Raw genomic sequence first — 20,164 nt, forward strand, 5'->3', positions numbered from 1 at the left:
CGAAGATCCACCTTCGATACCAGAGAGGCACTAATGTCACGAAAGATCGCCGGATTCCTGATCGCGCTCGGCGCGTTCATGGTCTTCGAGTGGGTGAATCTCGGGTTTAACCTGCAGGACGGGCATCCAACCAGCTTCTATGTCGTCCACGGCATCTTGATCGCGGTGAACATCATCCTCGCCCTCGTGCTGGCCGCCATCGGCTGGCGGGGACTCAGGAACCGCAGAGGAGACGCCGGGTAAGCGCGTGCAGCTCGTCGGCCTCCTCTCGCGAGTCGCCTATCGAGGTGAAGCCCAGCTTCCCATGCTCGGGAACGGCCCCGAGCAAGTGGAAGACGTTGCCGGTACGCCGTTCGGCGTCGAACCCGATGCCGAGCCGGTCCGCGGTGCGCACGACCTCGCCCGGGGTGCGCCCGCGCAGGCAGGAGGAGGCGCAGTTGTCGGTCGCGGTGTAATACTTCGGCTGGTCGCCGGCCATGAGCAGGCCGGTCGCGGGATCGTATGCGGCCCCGGTCGTCAGCACGGCCGCGCCGAACGGATGCGTCGTGCCGCCGATGCGCAGGTTGATCTCGCACAGCAGCGCCGCGTATCCGGCGTCGGCCTTCAGTGCGAAGAAGTCCATCCCGAAGACTCCTACCACGCCCCGCTCGGCCAGCACGCCGGCGATCCGCTCGGCCGAGGCGCCCACCTCGGCGCGATACTCGGGCGCGGCAGGGAACGTGCAGCCTTGGTAAACGTGGCCGTTGGCGCCGCCGAGCACCTGGTCGTGCGTGGCCAGCACCTGCGCGTGGCCGCCCGGCGTGATGCAGGCCAGCGCGCTGGGGTAGTAGAGCGGCCGGTGCTCGATGTACTCCTCGACCACCGCCCCGCGGTCCCTGATCTTCACAGAGAACGTGTCCCAGCTCTCGCCTGCCATCGCGAAACTGGTCAGCGACCTGTCGGTCTTGGTGACGATCGCGTTGCCCAGCCCGGAGTAGGCGTCGTTCAGCTTGACGATCACCCGTTCGCCCGGCAGCGCCTCGATCGCCTCCTCGATCTCCGACGAGGTCCGCAGGTCGCCGAAGCCGCGCGCCATCGGCACGCCCGCCTCGTGGCCCAACTCGCGTCCGCCGCTCTTGGAGCCGTAATAGGCGAAAGAGGTGGCCGGACCGTAGAGGGGCACGTTGAGTAACGACGCGAGCTCCTCCTCGAGTTCGCTGAGGACGAACGGCACGATCCACGCGTCACCGTTGATCTCCGACCGCAGTTGCTCGATCACATCCGGGCGCTCGAGCACGCTCCTGGTCAACGGCTGAGACCAGGGATCGTCGAGCGTGATCAACGTGAGCCGCTTGGCGGCGTCATCCGGATCGGGCAGGAAGGCGAAGTAGTAGTCGATGATGTCGGGATCAATCGGCGCGGAGGAGAGGTAGACCACCTTTACCCCGGGTTCGCGGAGCGTCAGCAGCAGGAACAGCAGGCGCTCCTCGTAGGACCTGGCCGCCGTGATGCGGCGGAGCTCGTCCTGCGGAAGGGAGAGCGAGGGCACGACCACCAGGGTCCCCTCACTCGGCTCGAAGATGCTCAACCCAGCATACTTCTCCCCGAACGGGATATTAGTGATCATATTGCGAGTGAAACACGCATTCTTCTCAAATGCAGCCACCGCCGAAGTGTGATGACCATGACAGAAGGTGACAGGATTCGGAATCGCCGACCACGTTTGGAACAGGCGGCATCGGGTCACCATCTAATGATCCCTTGTGACTATTTCCGGATCAGGCTGACGTTCACCTAACGTCACCACCCGAGGTTACGGGCGTGCCGTCGGCTAACTTTTGGTGTATCTGTCGGCAGGAACTCGCGCGCGAGCGATAGAGTCGAAGCATCGCCATCGGGCACACGGCCGACCGCTGTGCACCCGGGCTGCAGCGGCACTCGCGACTGACGAGCGCATAGCCCATGCTGACGATCTCGCGCACCCGAACCAGCGGGTGTGTTTTTTGATTCGCCGAGCGGCCGCTCGACCGGGTGGCCACGGCGGAAGGACGAGCTTTCACAGCGCATGAGCCGCGGTGGTCAGACATATTGGGGCGCGCGGCATGGACGGGATGGTGACATATGCGGGGACGTGAGCTTCGGGGCGAACTCGACGCGTTCCTGGCGGAGACCGAGCAGGATCTCGTGGCATTCCGCCGCGACCTCCACATGCATCCTGAGCTGGCCTTCGCCGAATATCGCACGACACAGCGGATCGCCGATCGGCTCACCGCCGCCGGGCTGACGCCTTCGGTGCTTCCCCGGGGCACCGGCCTCATCTGCGACGTGGGCAGCGGAGACGGCCCGACCGTCGCGCTGCGCGCGGACATCGACGCGCTGCCGCTGCACGACGAGAAGGACGTGTCCTACCGCTCGAGCATTGGCGGCGCCTGCCACGCCTGCGGCCATGACGTGCACACCGCTGTGCTGCTCGGCACCTCGCTCTTCCTCGCCCAGCAGGCCGCCGCCGGCCTCCTGCCCGGCCGGGTCAGGCTGATCTTCCAGCCCGCCGAGGAGCTGCCGGGCGGCGCGCTCGAGGTCATGGCGCACGGCGGCATCAGCGGCGTCGACCGCATCTTCGGCCTGCACTGCGACCCGCGCGTGGACGTCGGCCAGGTCGGGCTCAGAGCGGGCCCGATCACCTCGGCCTGCGACAAGCTGAGCATCCGGGTCTCGGGACCCGGCGGCCACACCGCGCGCCCGCACCTGACCGCCGACCTGGTCTTCGCCCTCGCCAAGATCCTCACCGAGCTGCCCGCCGCCCTGTCGCGCCGCGTCGACCCGCGTTCCTCGCTCAGCCTCGTCTGGGGCCGGGTCGAGGCCGGCACGGCGGCCAACGCGATCCCCGACGACGGCATCGCCGAAGGCACCGTGCGCTGCCTCGACGAGAATGCCTGGCACGCCGCACCCGACCTGATCAAGTCCCTGCTGGAGTCGGTGGCCGGCGCCTACGGCATCGAGGCCGAGATGGACTACAAGCGCGGCGTGCCGCCGGTGGTCAACGACGAGGTCAGCGTCGAGATGCTGGCCGAGGCCGCCGAGCGCGTGCTGGGCGCGGGTGCGGTGATCCCGACCCAGCAGTCGCTCGGCGGCGAGGACTTCGCTTGGTACCTCGAGTCGATTCCCGGCGCGTTCGCCCGTCTGGGCACCCGCTCACCGGGCGGCGTGACCTACGACATCCACCAGGGCACGTTCGACGTGGACGAGAGGGCGATCGCGATGGGTGTGCGGATCATGGCCGCCACTGCGCTGACCGCCCTCTGGGAGGTCGGGCCGCTCGACTCGATCACCAGCGCGCTGGCGTGACCAGCGGCAGCCGCAGGGACGAGTGTCCCGGCGACACCGTGATCTCGGTGCCCGGCGGGTAGCGCAGGGTGTAGTCGTAGTCGGTCGAGATGATCACCAGGCCCAGCCGGTGGCCCTTCTTGAACACGTAGTCCGTCGGCTGGAAGTCCCAGGTGAAGGTGTAGTCCTTGCCCGGCCGCAGCGGCTCCGTCCGGTCCTGGCGGTGCCGGTTGCGCACATCCAGCCAGCCCCGGGTGACGATCTTGTACGGCGTGGTGGCCGTGCCGAGCACCCTGAGCGTGGTGCAGCCCGTGTCACCCGGGACGCCCTGCCCGTAGCAGTAGGTCTGGCCGGTCGAGAGCAACGAGCCGTTCGGGCGGACGTCCGTGCCGTAGTCCACCAGCAACGCCGTCAGGTACGGTGACGCCCCGTTCTTGAACGAGGCCCGCACCGACACTGTCGGCGTGCCGGAGATCCGCACGTCGGCCGGGAGCTCGCCGGTCGTGTACGCCAGCCGGTTCGGGTCGGAACCGGTGGCCTCGACGAGTTGCTCGGTGGTCCTGGCCTTCTGGTCGACGAAGGACTCCTTGGCCGGCAACGGCTGCGGGGTCAGGCTCAGCCGCTGGCCGGAGCCCAGGTGGAGGGGGACGGGGGTGGCGCCGGGCAGCGGCCACGACCTGTGCTGGGCCCATTGGCCGGCCGCGTGCTCGACGTCGGCCTGCGGCTCGCGCATGATGCCCGAGTCGATGCCGTACAACCAGTGGTCGAACCAGCCGTGCAGCTGGCGCAGCCACTCGACCGTGCGCAGGCTGAAGGGATTCATATGGGTGCCCTGGTGCAGCCAGATCTTGCGCGGCACGTGCCGCTTGGCCAGGGCGTACCACCACTGCGCGAACTGCTTGGTCTTGACGTTCCAGTCGTTGAGCCCGTGCACGACGAAGACGCTGGCCTTGACCTTGCCGACGTCGTTCATGTAGTTGCGGGCGTCCCAGACGGGACTGTAGTCGCCGGTGATCCGGTCCTGGGTGGCGGTGATCTGGTCCATCAGCGCGCCGCAGGCCTCCTGGCCGTTCTCCCTGGTCAGCACGTATTTCGCGAGCACGTCCAGATCCTCGCCCTGGAAGCCGCCGGGGGCCAGGACGCCGCCGTTGGCGCGGTAGTAGTCGTACCAACTGGAGATCGCGGCGATCGGCACGATCGTCTCCAGGCCCTCGACGCCGGTCGCGGCGACGGCGTTCGGGAGCGTGCCGTTGTAGGAGACGCCGATCATGCCGACCTTGCCGGTCGACCAGGTGGCCTCGACCGGATTGCCGTCGGCGTCGAAGCCCTTGGCGCGGCCGTTCAGCCAGTCGATCGCGGCCTTCGGGCCGGCCGTCTCGTTGCGGTCGCCGGAGGTCGGGCAGCCGGTGGCACGGCCGCTGCCGAGGTTCTCCACCAGCGCGATGGCGTAGCCGCGGGGCAGGAAATAATTGTCGTAATAGCCGTCGAACGGCTCGGCGGCCAGCTTGTTGGCGAGTGCCTTGAGCGTGGGGAGGGGGTTGCCGTTCTCGTCCACGTCCACGGGGTGGTTGGCGACGTCGTTGCCGCCGGCGTAGTACGGGCTGGCCTCCATGATCACCGGGACCTTGAGTCCCTGGTCGGTCTCCTTGGGGCGCAGGATGTCCACCGCGACGCGGTCCGGTGCGCCGTCGTTGTCGCTGTCGGTCCCGGCGACCTCGACGAACACCGTCTGCTTGATGGCGTCCGCCCGGGAGAAGACGGGCTGGGTGGCGTTGTTCTCGATCTTTAAGGCGGGGATGTCGGCTGCGGCAGGCGTGGTGCCGGTCATGGCCGCGATGAGGATCGCGGCCAGTGGCACGGCCAGTGCCTTCCTAGGGTGCATGCGGGCTCCGATCGGAAAATTCCACCGTCTGTGGGAATCTCTGTCATGATCGGGCCCAGGGCAAGAGGTGATTCATCCCCAAAGTCGGGCAAATCTTCCGTACGCCTCTCTTGGGGGTTTCAGGTCACAGACGCGACTGAGGTCGATAACGGAGTAGTTGCGACCCTGTGTGCTGGTTTGGTCTGCCCTGGTCAAGCAACTATCTTCCGTGCAGGTGCCGTACGTTTCTTCGCGCCTGCGATGAAGTTCGACGGCGGGGAGATGGAAGGGAGTCGCCTTGCTCGGCAAGCGATTCAACAGGATGGCGCTCGGCTCGGTAGCCGGCGTCATGCTCATGGCAGCGGCCGCATGTGGCGGCGGTGGTGGGGGCTCCACGACGGCCAGCGAGGCGCCGACCGGCGCGGCCAGCAGCGAGGCGCCGAAGAGTGCGCTCAAGGTCGGACTGGCGTTCGACATCGGCGGACGTGGTGACAAGTCCTTCAACGACGCGGCGTACGCCGGCCTGGAGAAGGCCAAGACGGACCTCCAGGCGGAGATCAAGGAGCTGAGCCCGGCCGCCGACGGTTCCAACCGTGGTGACCTGCTGCGCCAGCTCGCCGACGCCGGCTACAACCCGATCATCGGTGTCGGCTTCGCCTACGGCGAGGACATCAAGAAGGCCGCCGAGGAATACCCGGACATTCAGTTCGCGGTCGTGGACTCCGCCTCGAACGCGGCCAACGTGACCGGCCTGCTGTTCGCCGAGGAGCAGGGCTCCTACCTGGCGGGCGTCGCCGCGGCGACCAAGTCGGAGAGCGGCCACCTCGGCTTCGTCGGCGGCGTCGAGAACGACCTGATCAAGAAGTTCGAGGCCGGTTTCGTGGCCGGTGCCAAGTCGGTCAAGTCGGACATCAAGATCGACATCAAGTACCTCACCCCCGACGGTGACTTCTCCGGCTTCAAGGCCCCCGACAAGGGCAAGGTCGCGGCCGACAAGATGTACCAGGACGGCGCGGACATCGTCTACCACGCCTCCGGCGACTCCGGCCTCGGCGTGTTCCAGGCGGCGGCCGCGGCCAAGAAGAAGGCCATCGGCGTCGACTCCGACCAGCGCCAGACGGTCAAGGAGGCCGACCTCCAGCCGGTCATCATGACCTCGATGCTCAAGCGCGTCGACGTCGGCGTGTTCGAGTTCATCAAGGCCTTCCAGGGCGGCGCCAAGGGCGGCACGAACGTCATCTACGACCTCAAGGTCGACGGCGTGGGCCTGGCCACCACCGGTGGCGAGATCGACGACATCAAGGACAAGCTCGACGCTGCCAAGCAGGACATCGTCGACGGCAAAATCACGGTTCCGGCTAAGCCGTAACCTGGGTACGACCATTGACAGAGGGCCCGGAGTCCGGATACTTCGGGCCTTCTGCCTATGCCGCCCCCCTCTAGGAGAGGCGAAATGAGTGCTGACACCCTGGCCACGGCGAAACCCGCCGTAGAGCTGGAGGGCATCACCAAGCGTTTCCCCGGCGTCGTCGCGAACCACGACATCCGCATCACCGTCGACCCCGGCACGGTGCATGCCATCGTCGGCGAGAACGGCGCAGGCAAATCCACCCTGATGAAGATCCTGTACGGCATGCAGAAGCCGGACGAGGGCACCATCAAGGTCAACGGCACCGAGGTCGGCTTCCGCACGCCCAGTGACGCCATCGCCGTCGGCATCGGCATGGTCCACCAGCACTTCATGCTGGCCGACAACCTCACCGTGCTGGAGAACATCGTCCTCGGCGCCGAGCCGAAGAAGGCCGGCATGCTCGACACGGCCGCCGCCCGCTCGCGCATCACCCAGCTGGCCGACAGCCACGGCCTGCGGGTCGATCCGGACAAGCTCGTGGAGGACCTCGGCGTCGGCGACCGCCAGCGCGTGGAGATCCTCAAGGTCCTCTACCGCGGCGCCCGCATCCTGATCCTCGACGAGCCGACCGCCGTGCTGGTCCCCCAGGAGGTCGAGGAGCTCTTCCAGAACCTGCGCGAGCTCAAGGCCGAGGGCCTGACCGTCATCTTCATCTCGCACAAGCTCGACGAGGTGCTCGACATCGCCGACGCGATCACCGTGATCCGACGCGGCACCACCGTCGCGAGCCTGGCCAGGGACGAGGTCACCAGCGCCCGCCAGCTCGCCGAGCTCATGGTCGGCAGCGAGCTGCCCACGCCTGAGACCCGCGAGTCCACGGTGACCGACCGCGTGGCGCTCCAGGTCGCGCACCTCACCATGGAGGCCGACGGCTACCGCCCGGTGCCGAAGGGCACCCCGGTGGAGACGTACGTTGAGAAGCTGCGCGCGGACGGCAAGCGGCTGCTCCTCGACGACCTGTCGTTCGAGATCCACGAGGGCGAGATCCTCGGCATCGCCGGCGTCGAGGGCAACGGCCAGTCCGAGCTGATCGAGGCCATCATGGGCATCCGCGCCGCGCACGGTGTCATCACCCTCGGCGAGCAGGACATCAGCACCTGGTCCACGCTCAAGCGCAGGGAGTCCGGCGTCGGTTACATCCCCGAGGACCGGCACCGCCAGGGCCTGCTGCTGGAGGCGTCCCTGTGGGAGAACCGCGTGCTCGGCCACCAGACCAGGAAGCCCGCACGTAACGGCATCTGGGTCGACCGGAGCGCCGCCAAGCGTGACACCGAGCGCATCGTCAAGGACTACGACGTCCGCACGCCCAGCGTGGACACCCTGGCGCTGGCCCTGTCCGGCGGCAACCAGCAGAAGCTGATCGTGGGCCGCGAGATGAGCGGCGCGCCCAAGTTCCTCATCGCCGCGCACCCGACGCGCGGTGTGGACGTCGGCGCCCAGGCCGCCATCTGGGACCACCTGCGTAACGCCCGGGCGGCCGGCCTGGCCGTGCTGCTGATCTCCGCCGACCTCGACGAGCTGATCGGCCTGTCCGACACGATTCAGGTGATCTACCGGGGACGCCTCGTGGCCGCGCTCGACCCTTCCGACATCACGCCCGAGCGGCTGGGCGGCTACATGACCGGCGCCATCGCCGGCACTGAGGAGACGTGATGCCCGCCGGGCTCAACCGGGCGCTGCTCACCGTGGCCGGCGCCGTCATCGCGATCATCCTGGCCATCGCGATCTCCAGCGTGGCGATCATCGCCGCGGGCGCCAGCCCGCTGGACGCGTTCGCCGCCTTCTTCAATTTCGGCGAGACGCCGCGGGCGGTGGTCAACGGCGTCGCGACGTTCCTCAACCGGGCGGTGCCGCTGTTCATCGCCGGACTGGCGGTGGCCGTCGGCTTCCGCATGAACCTCTTCAACATCGGCGTGGAGGGCCAGTACCGGCTCGCGGCAGTCGTCGCGGCGTACGTGGGCTCGACTTTCACCGCTCCCGCCCCGATCCAGATCGCGGTGATCATCGTGGTCGCGGCGGCCGTCGGCGGCCTCTACGCGCTGATCCCCGCGGTCATGAAGGTGACCAGGGGCGTGAACGAGGTCATCTCCACGATCATGCTCAACTACATCGCGCTCAGCCTGACGTCCTTCCTCGTGCGCGGTCCGTTCGCGGGACAGCGCGCGGAAGGGCAGCTCACCACGACCACGCCCGAGTTGGCGGACTCGGCCATGTTCCCCAACCTCAACTTCATATTCGACTGGTTCGGGCAGCCCTCACCGACCCGTGGGGGTGGCCTGTGGGGCTTCCTCCTCCTGGCGGTCGTGCTCGGCCTGGCGGTGTGGGTGGTGCTGGAGCGCACCCGTTTCGGCTTCAACGTGAAGGCCAGCGGGCTCAACGGCCCCGCCGCGCTCGCCTCCGGCGTCGACCCTAAGAAGATGATCATTGCGGCGATGGTTCTGTCCGGCGGCATCGCCGGGCTCATCGGCCTGCCGGAGATCCTCGGCGACAGAGGTGCCTTCAATTCCAACTTCACCGCCGGCCTGGGCTTCCTGGGCATCGCGGTGGCGCTGCTCGGCAGGAACAAGCCCGTGGGCATCGCGGTCGCCGCGTTGCTGTTCGCCTTCCTCGACCGGGCGCAGGGCGCGCTCCAGTTCGCGGAGGTCCCCGCGTCCGTCGTCACGATCATCCAGGGAGTCATCGTCCTGCTGGTCGTCGTGGCGAACGAGGTAACCAACCGACTGGCGCTCAGAATCGAAGAACAGCGGGCCGCCCAGCAGCTTGGCAGGAACACTCCGGTTGAGGTGGCAGCATGACTAGGTTCACCAAGTACCACCTGGTGCTCGTCGGCGTCGCCGCGCTCATCCTGCTGATGTCGCTGGTCCGCGTCGTGTCGGGCCAGAACGACATCACCTCCTCCGGTACGTTCGCCGCCGCGCTGCTGCTGGCCGTGCCGATCGGCCTCGCCGGGCTCGGCGGGTTGTGGGCCGAGCGGGCCGGTGTGGTCAACATCGGGCTCGAAGGCATGATGGTGCTCGGCACCTGGTTCGCGGGCTGGGCCGGCTACCAGTGGGGCGCCGTGGCCGCGCTGATCGCCGGGCTGCTCGGCGGTGCGCTGGGCGGTCTCATCCACGCCGTCGCCACCGTGACGTTCGGCGTGGACCACATCATCAGCGGCGTCGCCATCAACCTGCTCGGCCCCGGCGTCACCCGCTTTCTGTCCGAGGTGCTCTACAAGGAGGGCACGCCCGCGGCCGGCGCCGGCGCCGGCATCACCACCTCGCCCGCGATCACCGGGCCCGCACCGGAGATCAGCCTGCCGTTGTTCTCCGACGGTCCCGACCTGCTCGGAAAGCTCGAGAGCACCCACTGGTTCCTGCTCTCCGACCTCGCGGGCATCCTGCGCGGCCTTACGCACGACGTGAACGTCCTGGTCGTCCTGGCGGTGCTGCTGCTGCCGCTGACGTTCTTCGTGCTCTGGCGCACGGCCTTCGGCCTGCGGCTGCGCTCGGCGGGCGAGAACCCGTGGGCGGCCGAGTCGCTGGGCGTAAACGTCTACCTGATCAAGTACGTCGCGGTCGTCATCTCCGGCGCGTTCGCCGGGCTCGGCGGCGTGTTCCTGGTCTTCGTCTCCAACAAGTACGTGGAGGGCCAGACCCAGGGGCGCGGCTTCATCGGCCTGGCCGCCATGATCTTCGGCAACTGGCGGCCCGGCGGGCTGGCGACCGGCGCCTCCCTGTTCGGCTACGCCAGCGGCCTGCAACTGCGCAGCTCGGGGGCGGTCACCACGTTCTTCCTGTTCGGCGCGGTGCTGCTGCTGGCCTATCTGGTGATCAGGGCCGTCCGGATATTGTGGCCCGCCGAGCCGGTGATCAATGGCTCCAAGGACTATACGGTGATGGCCGCCGCCGCTGCGGGCATGGTCGTGTTGATCTGGCTCTGGTGGACCGTCGACCAGTTGCCGAGTGAGTTCGTCTTCATCACACCACACGTGCTCACGCTGCTCGTGCTCTTGGTGGCTTCGCAGCGCCTGCGGATGCCCAAGGCCGACGGCGTACGCTATCGCCGGGGGGAGCAGCATTGAGCATCGACTGGGACGGCCTGCGGGACGAGGCCGCTGAGGCCATGCGGCACGCGTACGCGCCGTACTCGAAATTTCCTGTGGGGGCGGCGGCGCTCGTCGACGACGGCAGGATCGTCACCGGCTGCAACGTCGAGAACGCCTCCTACGGGCTCGGCCTGTGCGCCGAGTGCGGGCTGGTGTCGGCGCTGCAGCTGTCCGGCGGCGGCCGGCTGGTGGCCTTCACCTGCGTGGACGGCCACGGCGAGCTGCTGATGCCGTGCGGGCGCTGCCGGCAGCTCTTGTACGAGTTCGGTGGTGACGGCCTGCTGGTCGAGACCGTCGACGGACCGAAGCCGATGTCCGAGATCCTGCCGTACGCATTCGGCCCGGAAGACCTGAGCAGGAGCGCCTAGTGGACGCCATCGAGGTCATCCGCGCCAAGCGGGACGGCGGCGAGCTGACCACCGCCCAGATCGACTGGGTGATCGCCGCCTACACGCGCGGCGACGTGGCCGACGAGCAGATGTCCGCGCTGGCCATGGCCATTCTGCTGAACGGCATGAACCGGCGCGAGATCGCCGACTGGACCCAGGCCATGATCCGCTCCGGTGAGCGCATGGACTGGTCGATGCTGGATCGGCCGACTGCCGACAAACACTCGACCGGCGGCGTCGGTGACAAGATCACGCTCCCGCTGGCGCCGCTGGTGGCGGCGTGCGGCGCGTACGTGCCGCAGCTGTCCGGACGCGGCCTCGGCCACACCGGCGGCACCCTGGACAAGCTGGAGTCCATTCCCGGCTGGCGGGCCTCGCTCTCCAACGACCAGATGCTGCAGGTGCTGCGCTCGGCCGGCGCCGTCGTCTGCGCGGCGGGCTCCGGTCTCGCCCCCGCCGACAAGAAGCTCTACGCCTTGCGCGACGTCACCGGCACCGTCGAGTCCATCCCGCTGATCGCCTCGTCGATCATGTCGAAGAAGATCGCCGAGGGCACCGGCTCCCTGGTGCTCGACGTCAAGGTGGGCTCAGGGGCGTTCATGAAGTCCGTCGAGACGGCGCGTGAGCTGGCCGAGACGATGGTGGCGCTCGGCACGGACGCGGGAGTGCGCACGGTCGCGCTGCTCACCGCGATGGACCGGCCCCTGGGGCGGGCCGTGGGCAACGCGCTGGAGGTCGAGGAGTCCGTCGAGGTCCTGGCCGGCGGCGGGCCCTCCGACGTGGTGGAGCTGACCGTACGGCTGGCGCAGGAGATGCTGGAGGCGGCCGGTGTCGCCTCCAGCAAGGACCCGGCCAAGGCGCTGCAGGACGGGTCGGCCATGGACGCCTGGCGGCGGATGATCGTCGCTCAGGGCGGCGATCCGGACGCCGTGTTGCCGCGCGCGGCCGAGACGATGGTCGTCGAGGCGCCCGCGTCGGGAGTGCTGACCCGGCTGGACGCGTACGCGGTGGGGCTGGCGGCCTGGCGGCTGGGGGCCGGGCGGGCGCGTAAGGAGGACCCGGTCTCGTTCGGGGCCGGCGTCACGCTGCACGCCAAGCCCGGGGATCTGGTGCGGGCCGGGCAGCCGTTGATGACGTTGCACGCCGATGAGACGGAGCGGTTCGCGCGGGCGCTGGAGGCGTTGGAGGGCGGCTACGCGGTGGGGGATGCCAGCGAGGAGCAGCTCCCGCTGGTCATCGATCGCATCACCGCCGAGTAGCGCCCGGCGGGGTCAGGAGATCAGAGCCGCCGGGGTGTCGGTGAAGATGCCGGACAGGACGGCCCGCTGGGTGGGGAGGGCTTCGGCGTGGCGGGCGCGGCCCTCATCGGTGATGCACACGAAGACGCCGCGCCGGTCCGAATCGCACGCGCCCCGTGACACGAGCGAGGACTTCTCCAACCGTGCCACCACCCTGGACAGCGCGCTCTGGCTCAGGTGAACCTCGTCGCAGAGCTCCTGCAGGCGCAATTTCCTGTCGTGGTGGACGATCCGGTCCAGCACCTCGAACTCACTGGGCCCCAGCCCGTGCCGATCGCCGAGCTCCCGCTCCAGCGCGCACATGGCTTTGGCGTGCTTGGCCAGGACGTAATGCCAGGTCTCGACCACGAACTCCTCGTCCATGTCGCGGAGGTTACCACTCCGCTAAACCTTATGCAACGGAATTAAATGCACTTGCATTAGATGCTGACGCATGTATTGTTCTGATCCATGTCGTCTTCCTCTTCTTCAACTTCGGCATCTCTTTCTTCTCGCTGGGGCTTGCTCGCCGTGCTGTGCGCGGTGATCTTCCTTGACGCCCTGGACGTCTCGATGGTCGGTGTGGCCCTCCCCGCAATCCAGCACGACCTGGGCTTGAGCACGTCGTCTTTGCAGTGGGTGGTCAGCGGTTACGTGCTCGGCTACGGCGGTCTTCTGTTGCTCGGGGGCAGGACCGCCGACCTGCTCGGGCGGCGCAGGGTGTTCCTGGTCGCTCTGGGTGTCTTCGCCGTCGCGTCCCTGCTCGGTGGCATCGTGGATGACGGAGCGCTGCTGATCGCGGCCAGGTTCATCAAGGGTGTGTCGGCCGCCTTCACCGCGCCGGCGGCATTGTCGATCATCACGACGACCTTTCCTGAGGGCCCGGAGCGCAACAGGGCATTGAGCATCTTCACCGCCTGCGGCGCCAGCGGCTACTCGCTGGGCCTCGTGCTCTCCGGCCTGCTGACGGAGCTCGACTGGCGGGCGACGCTGCTGATGCCGGTGCCCGTCGCGATCATCGCGCTGGTCGCCGCGCTCAGGGTGCTGCCGCGGGGCGCCGAGGAGCGGGCCGAGGGCGGCCACGACCTGCTCGGCGCCGTGCTGATCACCGCCTCGATGTTGCTGCTGGTCTTCACCGTCGTCCAGGCGCCCGAGGTCGGCTGGACCTCCGTCCGGACCATCGGCTCGCTGGTGGCCGTGGCGGCGCTGCTCGGGCTGTTCGTCTTCACCGAGCTGCGGATGAAGCACCCGCTGGTGCGGCTCGGCATCCTGCGTTCCGGCCACATCGTGCGGGCCAACCTGGGCCTGATGATCCTCTTCGGCTCGTACGTGGCCTTCCAGTTCGTCGCCATGCAGTATTTCCAGATCCTGCTGGGCTGGTCGGCACTCGGCACGGCGCTCGCCTTCCTGCCCGCGGGCCTGCTCGTCGCGCTCACCTCGACCAAGATGGGCGACTTCGCCGACAGGTTCGGCACCGGCAAGCTGATTGTCATCGGCGCGGCCGCGCTGGCCGGTGGCTACGCGATCTTCCTGGGCATCGACAGCACGCCCAGCCTGGCCGGCATGGTCATCCCCGGGATGCTGCTGCTGGGCGTCGCGTTCGCGCTGTCCTTCCCCGCGCTCAACATCCAGGCCGTCAGCGGCGTGGACGACGATGAGCAGGGGCTGGCCTCCGGGCTGCTCAACACCTCCGGGCAGGTGGGCGGCGCCATCGTGCTGGCCGCGGTGACCGCCGTGCTGACCTCGGGGGGTGGCGAGACGCTCTCGATCGGCACGCTGCGCGCGGCCATCGTGGTGTCGCTGGTGCTGGCCCTCGTCGGGCTGGCGATCTCGCTGACCGGGCTGCGCGGCCGCAAGGCCGTGGCCGTGGAGCCGGACAGCGACAAGGTCTACGAGACCGTCTGATCACGATCGAAGGGCCCCGCCGTCCTGGCGGGGCCCTTTCTCATTCCTGAATGACCTCGTAGTCGCGTGTGAGACTCCTTGCGAGCTGATCAGGTAGAGGGTCGGTCCCGTTCGGCGAAAGGGCCAGGAAAGATCGCGCCGGTCGCCCGAAACGCGGCTTGCCGACTCGCGTGCTGGGCATCTACCGAGGCATGCGACCGTCATCCCGGGCCGGTGGCCGGTGGGCGCGCAGCCGCCTCGCCGCCCCGCTCGCCTGCCTGGCCCTGCTCACGGCCGGCGGTACGGCGTGCGGCCCGGCCACCCAGACCGCCCTGCCCGAAAGCCCGTCCGCGACCGAATCGGCGGCGCTGGTTCCCGAGTCGGGCGCGCCGACCAGCACGGCGGAAGTGGACGTCGCACGGCCGGGCGTGGGGCCCGCGGTCGTGAGGGCTGTACGGTATGCGTCCCACGAAACGTACGACCGCCTGGTCATCGACCTCGAAGGTGATATCCCCGGATACAGCGTGAGATGGGTGGACGAGTTCGTGGAGGCCGGCTCCGGCAAGCCCCTCGAGGTGCGTGGCGGCGCTTACCTGCAGCTCACGCTCTTCCCCGCGAACGCGCACGAGGAGAACGGCGAGCTCACCTGGAAGGGCGGCCCGGTCTACCAGGCCGACCTGCGCAACCTCACCGAGGTCGTGCGGACCGGTGACTTCGAGAGCCGCGTCGGCATCGGCCTGGTGCTGGCCAGGCAGGCGGCATTCCAGCTCACCGAGGCGTCCTCGCCCAACCGGCTCGTACTCGACGTGGCACACTGATCCCGTGGTGAGAAAGATCGAGGGCCCGGCCCGCATCCCTGTCCCCGGCGGCAAGCTCATCGACGAGCACATCGGCCGCGTCAACAGCGGCGACGAGGAGATCTCCATTGCCCGCATGACCGCACCGCCGGGCTGGGAGGAGCCCGCGCAGACGCCGTCCTTCACGGAATACACTGTGGTCCTGCGCGGCACGCTGATCGTCGAGCACGACGGCGGGCGGATGGAGGTCGCGGCCGGGCAGTCGGTGGTGACGTCGCCGGGCGAGAAAGTCCGCTACTGCGTGGGTCCCGAGGGCGCTGAATACGTGGCCGTGTGCCTGCCTGCGTTTTCTCCGGACAGCGCGGGCCGCGACTGAGACCGCTGGCCATATCATGGGCGGATGAGCCCCACGTTTGACGAGATCCGCCGGGCTCCCAAGGTGTTGCTGCACGATCACCTCGACGGCGGGCTGCGCGCCGAGACGATCGTCGAGCTCGCCCGGGAGACTGGTTACGATCGGCTGCCCACCAACGATCCCGACAATCTGCGCCAGTGGTTCGAGGAGGCGTCGGATTCCGGATCGCTCGAACGCTACCTGGAGACGTTCGACCACACCGTCGGCGTCATGCAGACGCGCGAGTCGCTCGTCCGCGTGGCGGCCGAGTGCGCCGAGGACCTGGCCGCGGACGGCGTGGTCTACGCCGAGGTGCGTTTCGCCCCCGAGCAGCACACCACCACGGGGCTGACCCTGGACCAGGTGGTCGAGGCGGTGCTCGAGGGCTTCAAGCAGGGCTCGCAGGGCCGCGGCGTCCGCGTCGGCACGCTGCTCACGGCCATGCGGCACCAGGCGCGCTCCATGGAGATCGCCGAGCTCGCCGTCCGCTACCGCGACGTGGGCGTGGTGGGGTTCGACATCGCGGGGGCGGAGGCGGGATACCCGCCCACCAGGCATCTCGACGCGTTCGAATACCTGCAGCGGGAAAACTCCCACTTCACCATCCACGCGGGCGAGGCGTTCGGGCTGCCGTCGATCTGGCAGGCCATCCAGTGGTGCGGCGCCGACCGGCTCGGGCACGGCGTGCGGATCATCGATGACATCACGGTGGCCGGTGACGGCACGGCCAAGCTGGGCCGCCTGGCCGCCTACGTCCGCGACAAGCGCATCCCGCTGGAGATGTGCCCCACGTCCAACCTGCAGACCGGGGCCGCCGCGTCGATCGCCGAGCACCCCATCGGGCTGCTGCGGCGGCTGTATTTCCGGGTCACGGTCAACACCGACAACCGGCTGATGAGCCGGACGAGCCTGTCGCTGGAGTTCGCCAAGCTGGTCGAGGCGTTCGGCTACGGCTGGGACGACCTGCAGTGGTTCACGGTCAACGCGATGAAGTCGGCGTTCATCCCGTTCGACGAACGGCTGGCGCTCATCAACGGCGTGATCAAGCCCGGGTTCGCGCAGCTGAAGTGGCGGCCGTGAAACAGACTTACCGCTCCAGGGCCGCGTTCGTACTGGCGTGGGTCTGGTTGGCGTTCGTCGCGTTCAACGTCTGGGACCTGATCAGCAAATACAACGGCAAGCCGTCGCTGGTGGCACTGGCCGTGCTCGGCGTGCTGACCGCGCTGGTCTACCTCGTCGCGCTGCGGCCCGCGACCGTGTTCACGGAGTCCGAGCTGGTCGGCCGCAACCCGATGCGCACGACGCACGTGCCGTGGGCGGCCATCGACGATGTGAGCGTGTCGCACGCCATCAGCGTGCACCACGGCGATGAGCAGGTGCTGCGGTTGTGGACGCCGATGGCCAGCGCGCGGGAGCGGGCCAAGGCGCAGCGGCGCGGCATGCCCCGGCAGCAGCGGGGACGCCTCCGCACCGAGCCGACGCTGAGCAAGGGCGAGCAGGCGGCGGAGGAGGCGTTCGCGGGCAAGACGCACGCCGACTGGGTGGGCGAGCAGATCCGCGAGCGCGCCGAGTCGGCCCGGCACCGTCACGAGGAGGCGGCGCCGGTCCGGATCGTCTGGGCCTACGACGCGATCGCGGTGCTGGCGGCCGCGGTCGTGCTGGTGATTGTGGCGATCGTCATCCCCTAGCGAGCCGGCGATCGCCGTCGCTCAGCTGGTGATCGCGTCGCCGTCGCTCAGCTGATGGTCGTCGCCGTCGCTCGACTGGTGGTCGCGTCGTCATCGCTCGGCTCGTGTCGGGGCGTCATGGCCTTGCTTCGACGAAGCGCCGCATGCCCGCCTCCGCGATTCCGGTTTCCTCCACATGTTTGGCGGCCTCCGTCTCGACGGCGAAGGCCCGCTCCACCTCGGTCAGCGCCGGGCGCAGCAGCGAGAGGTGCACGTCTGTGGCGGTGCCCGGCCGTGACCAGTGGCGCACCCGGGCGATCGCCGTCTCCACCAGCGCCTCCTGCTCGGCGATCTCGTCCAAGAGGCCCGCCGCCAGGGCCTCCTCGGCGCTCAGCCGGGCCGAGTCGAGCACCAGCCGCATCGCACGGGCGCCGACCAGGCGGGGCAGCAGGTAACTGGAGGCGTTCGAGATCGACAGGCCGATGTGGTTCTCGGGGAAGAAGTACTCGGCCGACGGGACGCCGATGCGGGAGTCGAAGCACAGCGTCCACTCGGCGGCCCCGCCCACGGCGATGCCGTTGACCGCGGCCACTACCGGCACGCGGGTCTCCAGCACTGCCCTGGTCATGTCGTGGAAGAGCTTCACCTCCTCCAGGAGGGATTTGCCCGCGGCCTCGCGCAGATCCTCCCCGGCGGAGAACGCCCGGCCCGTGCCGGTGACCACGATGCCCTTGACGCTCTTGCCGTCCCCCTGGCCGCGTACCGCCGCGGCCAGCTCCCTGCGCATCGCCGCGGTGAGCGCGTTGAGCTTCTCGGGGCGGGCCAGCGTGATCACGGCCACCTCGTCGCGTTCCGTTACTTCGATCATGCTCTCTCCTGGTCGATGTCGATGGTGAGGAAGGCGGCGGCGTCTGGCGACCGAGCCGGCCTCACGGAGTGAGGCCCATGAACAGGGCGGGGGCGGAGCGCTGGTCGGGCCTCATCAGATGGCGTTTCTCGATGCGGGCCGACGGGGTCAGGGAGAAGCCCTCGACGAACTCCACGTACTCGGGGATCTTGAAGCGGGCCAGGCGCTGCCTGGCATGCTCGATCACGCTCATGGCCGTGTCAGCGTCAGGGGCGTGGCCGGGGTGGAGCTGGATGAACGCCTTCGGCAGCTCGCCCCACAGGTCGTCCGGGATGGGCACCAGAGCCGCCTGCAGCACCGCGGGATGCTGGGTGAGCACGCTCTCGACCTCGGCGCACGAGATGTTCTCCCCGCCCCTGCGGACCATGTCCTTGATCCGCCCGGCGTGGTGGATGTAGCCGTGCTCGTCGCGGACGCCGAGATCGCCGGTGTGGTACCAGCCGCCTCTGAACACCGTGGCGGTCGCCTCCGGGTGGTTCCAGTAGCCGTTCATCATGGGCACGCCCCTGACGAGGATCTCCCCGGTCTCCTCGTCGAGCACGACCTCCTTGCCGACCGGCGGGCGGCCCATCGCGCCGGTGCCCACCGTCTCCTCGGCGTCGATGTCCACGTACAGGTCGGGGCCGCTCTCGGTGGAGCCGTACAGCTCGCGCCACGGCGCGCCCCAGCGCTCCTCGAACTCCCGGTGCAGGTCGGTGCGGATGCCCGAGCAGAGCACGAGCCGCATCCGGTTCTCGCGGTCGAGCGGGTGGGGCGGTTGTTTGTGCAGCAGGACGGGCATCGTGCCGAGCACGTACGTGAGCGTCGCGCCGTGCTGCCTGGCCGACGGCCAGAAGCCGGAGGCGGAGAAGCGGGGGAGTACCACGAGGGGGATGCCGCCGATGAGGCAGAGGAGGGTGGCCCACTGGGGGTCCATGTACGAGTACGCCTGGGCGATCATCATGACGTCGTCGTCGCGGAGGCGCGCCTGGTCGGCCATGATTCGGGCGGTTCTGAGCCAGTAGTCGTGGGTGAGCATGCAGGCCTTGGGGAAGCCAGTCGTGCCCGACGTGTACTGAAAATTCGCGACATCATGGGGCTTGATGGGAACGGGCCGGGCGGGAGGTGACCCGGACAGGGAGTCGAGAGCGTAGACCGTGCCTGGGATGTGCGGGACGTGCTCGGCGGTCGTCAGCGTGGCGACGGCGCCCGAGTCGCGCAGGACGTGCTCCAGGTCCGCGGCGCGGTAGCGGACGTTGACCGGCACGGTGATCGCGCCTGCCTTGAGTATCGCCAGCCAGCTGATCGGCCAGCCGGGCACGTTGTCCATCATGACCGCCACCCGGTCGCCCGGCTTTACGCCCTTGTCGATCAGGGCGCCGGCTAGCCGATCCGACTGGGCGTCTGCGTCTTCGAAGGTCAGCGAGGTGTCGGAGAAACGGAGGAACTCGCGGCGGCCGTACTGTCTAGCGGCGTGCCTCAGCAGGTCGGGGATCGTTTCTGGCATGCGGCGGCTCCCAGGGGAAGTCGGGCAGCAGGGAGAGGTCGAGGGTCGCGACGACCTGGACGGGAGCGCGTACGGCGGCCAGGCCGATCGCCACGAACTCCGCGCACACCTGCTCCAGCGTGGAGTCCCCGTCGGGGCGGTACCACTCGCTGGTGCCCGTGCACATGGACATGAGCGCGAGGCGGGTCAGCTTCTGGTCGGCGATGCGGAAGACGCCTGCTGAGACGCCGTCGGCGATGGCGTGCTTCCAGTGGTCCTCGTAGGCGTCGCGGAGTGCGATGATCTCGTCCAGGGCGGCGGAGCCGGGGGTCAGGGAACGGAGCTCGGCGTCCATGACCCGGGTCGTCATGGGGGCGAGTGCGTGGCTCGCGGTGAGCGAGCTGATCAGCAGGGCGAGGCGGTCGGCGGGGCTCTGGACGTCGCGCAGCATGCGCTCGGCGGCGTCGATCAATCCCTGCTGGGCGACCCGCATGAGGCCGGCCAGCAGGGCTTCCTTGCTCGACACGTGGTGATAGATGCCGGCATTGGTCATGTTGACCTCTCGGGCCAGATCGCGAATGCTCGTGGCCGCGTAGCCCTGCCGGGCGAACAGCAGCACCGCCGCCATCCTGATCCGCCGGCTCGCGTCCGCGTCCCGGTCCTTGAGGTCCATGATCCTCCTACCGAACGTTCGGTAGCATCTAAGTTAGCCTCTCTCCCCT

19 protein-coding genes are annotated in these 20,164 nt (G+C 68.7%); 13 read left to right on the forward strand and 6 right to left on the reverse strand.

Translation table 11 applies throughout. The features are described from left to right. The first annotated feature begins 33 nt into the window (after positions 1 to 33). Complete coding sequence (locus tag ACTWQA_RS08550; protein ID WP_305920167.1) at positions 34 to 243, forward strand: SCO4848 family membrane protein; 210 nt, start codon at positions 34 to 36, stop codon at positions 241 to 243. Here the strand turns inward: ACTWQA_RS08550 and ACTWQA_RS08555 are convergent. Further along, complete coding sequence (locus ACTWQA_RS08555) at positions 215 to 1,606, reverse strand: peptide ligase PGM1-related protein (protein ID WP_443158731.1); 1,392 nt, start codon at positions 1,604 to 1,606, stop codon at positions 215 to 217. The two genes, ACTWQA_RS08550 and ACTWQA_RS08555, sit on opposite strands and share 29 nt — an antisense overlap. Positions 1,607 to 2,100: 494 nt before the next feature. Between ACTWQA_RS08555 and ACTWQA_RS08560 the strand changes: the two genes are divergently transcribed. Next, a complete protein-coding gene (locus ACTWQA_RS08560) occupies positions 2,101 to 3,324 on the forward strand; it encodes a M20 family metallopeptidase (RefSeq protein WP_443158732.1) in 1,224 nt (407 codons plus the stop codon). On the opposite strand, the gene ACTWQA_RS08565 is transcribed toward ACTWQA_RS08560, so the two are convergent. Then, on the reverse strand, positions 3,305 to 5,185 hold the full coding sequence (locus ACTWQA_RS08565) for a Xaa-Pro dipeptidyl-peptidase (protein WP_443158733.1): 1,881 nt from the start codon (positions 5,183 to 5,185) through the stop codon (positions 3,305 to 3,307). The genes ACTWQA_RS08560 and ACTWQA_RS08565 overlap by 20 nt on opposite strands. A 277-nt stretch (positions 5,186 to 5,462) precedes the next feature. On the opposite strand from ACTWQA_RS08565, the gene ACTWQA_RS08570 reads away from it, so the two are divergent. From ACTWQA_RS08570 to ACTWQA_RS08595, 6 genes are all read left to right on the forward strand, one after another. Next, positions 5,463 to 6,533, forward strand: coding sequence for a BMP family lipoprotein (locus ACTWQA_RS08570; protein ID WP_443158734.1), 1,071 nt, complete (start codon positions 5,463 to 5,465; stop codon positions 6,531 to 6,533). 84 nt (positions 6,534 to 6,617) lie between these two features. Beyond that, a complete protein-coding gene (locus tag ACTWQA_RS08575; RefSeq protein WP_443158735.1) occupies positions 6,618 to 8,228 on the forward strand; it encodes an ABC transporter ATP-binding protein in 1,611 nt (536 codons plus the stop codon). Beyond that, positions 8,228 to 9,370 carry an ABC transporter permease gene (locus tag ACTWQA_RS08580; protein ID WP_443158736.1) on the forward strand — a complete coding sequence of 381 codons (1,143 nt, stop codon included), beginning with the start codon at positions 8,228 to 8,230 and terminating at the stop codon, positions 9,368 to 9,370. Before ACTWQA_RS08575 ends, ACTWQA_RS08580 begins: the two co-directional genes overlap by 1 nt. Beyond that, entirely contained in the window at positions 9,367 to 10,638 is a 1,272-nt protein-coding gene (locus ACTWQA_RS08585; protein WP_443158737.1) for an ABC transporter permease, read from the forward strand. The genes ACTWQA_RS08580 and ACTWQA_RS08585 overlap by 4 nt, the downstream gene beginning before the upstream one ends. Then, positions 10,635 to 11,030 (forward strand): cytidine deaminase, encoded by a 396-nt coding sequence (locus ACTWQA_RS08590; RefSeq protein WP_443158738.1) that lies wholly within the window; start codon positions 10,635 to 10,637, stop codon positions 11,028 to 11,030. The genes ACTWQA_RS08585 and ACTWQA_RS08590 overlap by 4 nt, the downstream gene beginning before the upstream one ends. Continuing rightward, a complete protein-coding gene (locus ACTWQA_RS08595; RefSeq protein WP_443158739.1) occupies positions 11,030 to 12,310 on the forward strand; it encodes a thymidine phosphorylase in 1,281 nt (426 codons plus the stop codon). The genes ACTWQA_RS08590 and ACTWQA_RS08595 overlap by 1 nt, the downstream gene beginning before the upstream one ends. 12 nt (positions 12,311 to 12,322) lie before the next feature. Here ACTWQA_RS08595 and ACTWQA_RS08600 read toward each other — a convergent pair whose 3' ends face one another. Continuing rightward, complete coding sequence (locus ACTWQA_RS08600) at positions 12,323 to 12,712, reverse strand: MarR family winged helix-turn-helix transcriptional regulator (RefSeq protein ID WP_443158740.1); 390 nt, start codon at positions 12,710 to 12,712, stop codon at positions 12,323 to 12,325. 159 nt (positions 12,713 to 12,871) lie between these two features. On the opposite strand from ACTWQA_RS08600, the gene ACTWQA_RS08605 reads away from it, so the two are divergent. The 5 genes from ACTWQA_RS08605 (at position 12,872) to ACTWQA_RS08625 (ending at position 17,091) form a co-directional block, all read left to right on the forward strand. Continuing rightward, entirely contained in the window at positions 12,872 to 14,233 is a 1,362-nt protein-coding gene (locus ACTWQA_RS08605; protein WP_443158741.1) for an MFS transporter, read from the forward strand. Positions 14,234 to 14,424: 191 nt separating this feature from the next. After that, entirely contained in the window at positions 14,425 to 15,030 is a 606-nt protein-coding gene (locus ACTWQA_RS08610; protein ID WP_443158742.1) for an AMIN-like domain-containing (lipo)protein, read from the forward strand. A gap of 4 nt (positions 15,031 to 15,034) precedes the next feature. Next, a complete protein-coding gene (locus tag ACTWQA_RS08615) occupies positions 15,035 to 15,385 on the forward strand; it encodes a cupin domain-containing protein (RefSeq protein ID WP_443158743.1) in 351 nt (116 codons plus the stop codon). A gap of 24 nt (positions 15,386 to 15,409) precedes the next feature. Beyond that, positions 15,410 to 16,483: an adenosine deaminase gene (locus ACTWQA_RS08620; protein WP_443158744.1), complete on the forward strand. Its 1,074-nt coding sequence runs from the start codon at positions 15,410 to 15,412 to the stop codon at positions 16,481 to 16,483. Beyond that, positions 16,480 to 17,091 (forward strand): hypothetical protein, encoded by a 612-nt coding sequence (locus tag ACTWQA_RS08625; RefSeq protein ID WP_443158745.1) that lies wholly within the window; start codon positions 16,480 to 16,482, stop codon positions 17,089 to 17,091. Before ACTWQA_RS08620 ends, ACTWQA_RS08625 begins: the two co-directional genes overlap by 4 nt. Before the next feature lie 115 nt (positions 17,092 to 17,206). Here the strand turns inward: ACTWQA_RS08625 and ACTWQA_RS08630 are convergent, their stop codons facing one another. The 3 genes from ACTWQA_RS08630 to ACTWQA_RS08640 form a co-directional block, all read right to left on the reverse strand. Beyond that, positions 17,207 to 17,938 carry an enoyl-CoA hydratase/isomerase family protein gene (locus ACTWQA_RS08630; protein ID WP_443158746.1) on the reverse strand — a complete coding sequence of 244 codons (732 nt, stop codon included), beginning with the start codon at positions 17,936 to 17,938 and terminating at the stop codon, positions 17,207 to 17,209. Positions 17,939 to 17,999: 61 nt separating this feature from the next. Continuing rightward, on the reverse strand, positions 18,000 to 19,463 hold the full coding sequence (locus ACTWQA_RS08635) for a class I adenylate-forming enzyme family protein (RefSeq protein WP_443158747.1): 1,464 nt from the start codon (positions 19,461 to 19,463) through the stop codon (positions 18,000 to 18,002). Beyond that, a complete protein-coding gene (locus tag ACTWQA_RS08640) occupies positions 19,423 to 20,115 on the reverse strand; it encodes a TetR/AcrR family transcriptional regulator (RefSeq protein WP_443158748.1) in 693 nt (230 codons plus the stop codon). Before ACTWQA_RS08640 ends, ACTWQA_RS08635 begins: the two co-directional genes overlap by 41 nt. Between the last annotated feature and the right edge of the window lie 49 nt (positions 20,116 to 20,164).

It is taken from the genome of Nonomuraea sp. 10N515B (assembly GCF_052245915.1).
GTDB lineage: Bacteria > Actinomycetota > Actinomycetes > Streptosporangiales > Streptosporangiaceae > Nonomuraea.

Bases quoted from the DNA above. Each gene is read 5' to 3' on its own strand.
- ACTWQA_RS08635 (WP_443158747.1), bottom strand. From the start codon at position 19,463: ATGCCAGAAACGATCCCCGACCTGCTGAGGCACGCCGCTAGACAGTAC.
- ACTWQA_RS08630 (WP_443158746.1), bottom strand. From the start codon at position 17,938: ATGATCGAAGTAACGGAACGCGACGAGGTGGCCGTGATCACGCTGGCC.
- ACTWQA_RS08550 (WP_305920167.1), top strand. From the start codon at position 34: ATGTCACGAAAGATCGCCGGATTCCTGATCGCGCTCGGCGCGTTCATG.
- ACTWQA_RS08600 (WP_443158740.1), bottom strand. From the start codon at position 12,712: ATGGACGAGGAGTTCGTGGTCGAGACCTGGCATTACGTCCTGGCCAAG.
- ACTWQA_RS08585 (WP_443158737.1), top strand. From the start codon at position 9,367: ATGACTAGGTTCACCAAGTACCACCTGGTGCTCGTCGGCGTCGCCGCG.
- ACTWQA_RS08580 (WP_443158736.1), top strand. From the start codon at position 8,228: ATGCCCGCCGGGCTCAACCGGGCGCTGCTCACCGTGGCCGGCGCCGTC.
- ACTWQA_RS08640 (WP_443158748.1), bottom strand. From the start codon at position 20,115: ATGGACCTCAAGGACCGGGACGCGGACGCGAGCCGGCGGATCAGGATG.
- ACTWQA_RS08620 (WP_443158744.1), top strand. From the start codon at position 15,410: ATGAGCCCCACGTTTGACGAGATCCGCCGGGCTCCCAAGGTGTTGCTG.
- ACTWQA_RS08575 (WP_443158735.1), top strand. From the start codon at position 6,618: ATGAGTGCTGACACCCTGGCCACGGCGAAACCCGCCGTAGAGCTGGAG.
- ACTWQA_RS08565 (WP_443158733.1), bottom strand. From the start codon at position 5,185: ATGCACCCTAGGAAGGCACTGGCCGTGCCACTGGCCGCGATCCTCATC.
- ACTWQA_RS08560 (WP_443158732.1), top strand. From the start codon at position 2,101: ATGCGGGGACGTGAGCTTCGGGGCGAACTCGACGCGTTCCTGGCGGAG.
- ACTWQA_RS08555 (WP_443158731.1), bottom strand. From the start codon at position 1,606: ATGATCACTAATATCCCGTTCGGGGAGAAGTATGCTGGGTTGAGCATC.
- ACTWQA_RS08610 (WP_443158742.1), top strand. From the start codon at position 14,425: ATGCGACCGTCATCCCGGGCCGGTGGCCGGTGGGCGCGCAGCCGCCTC.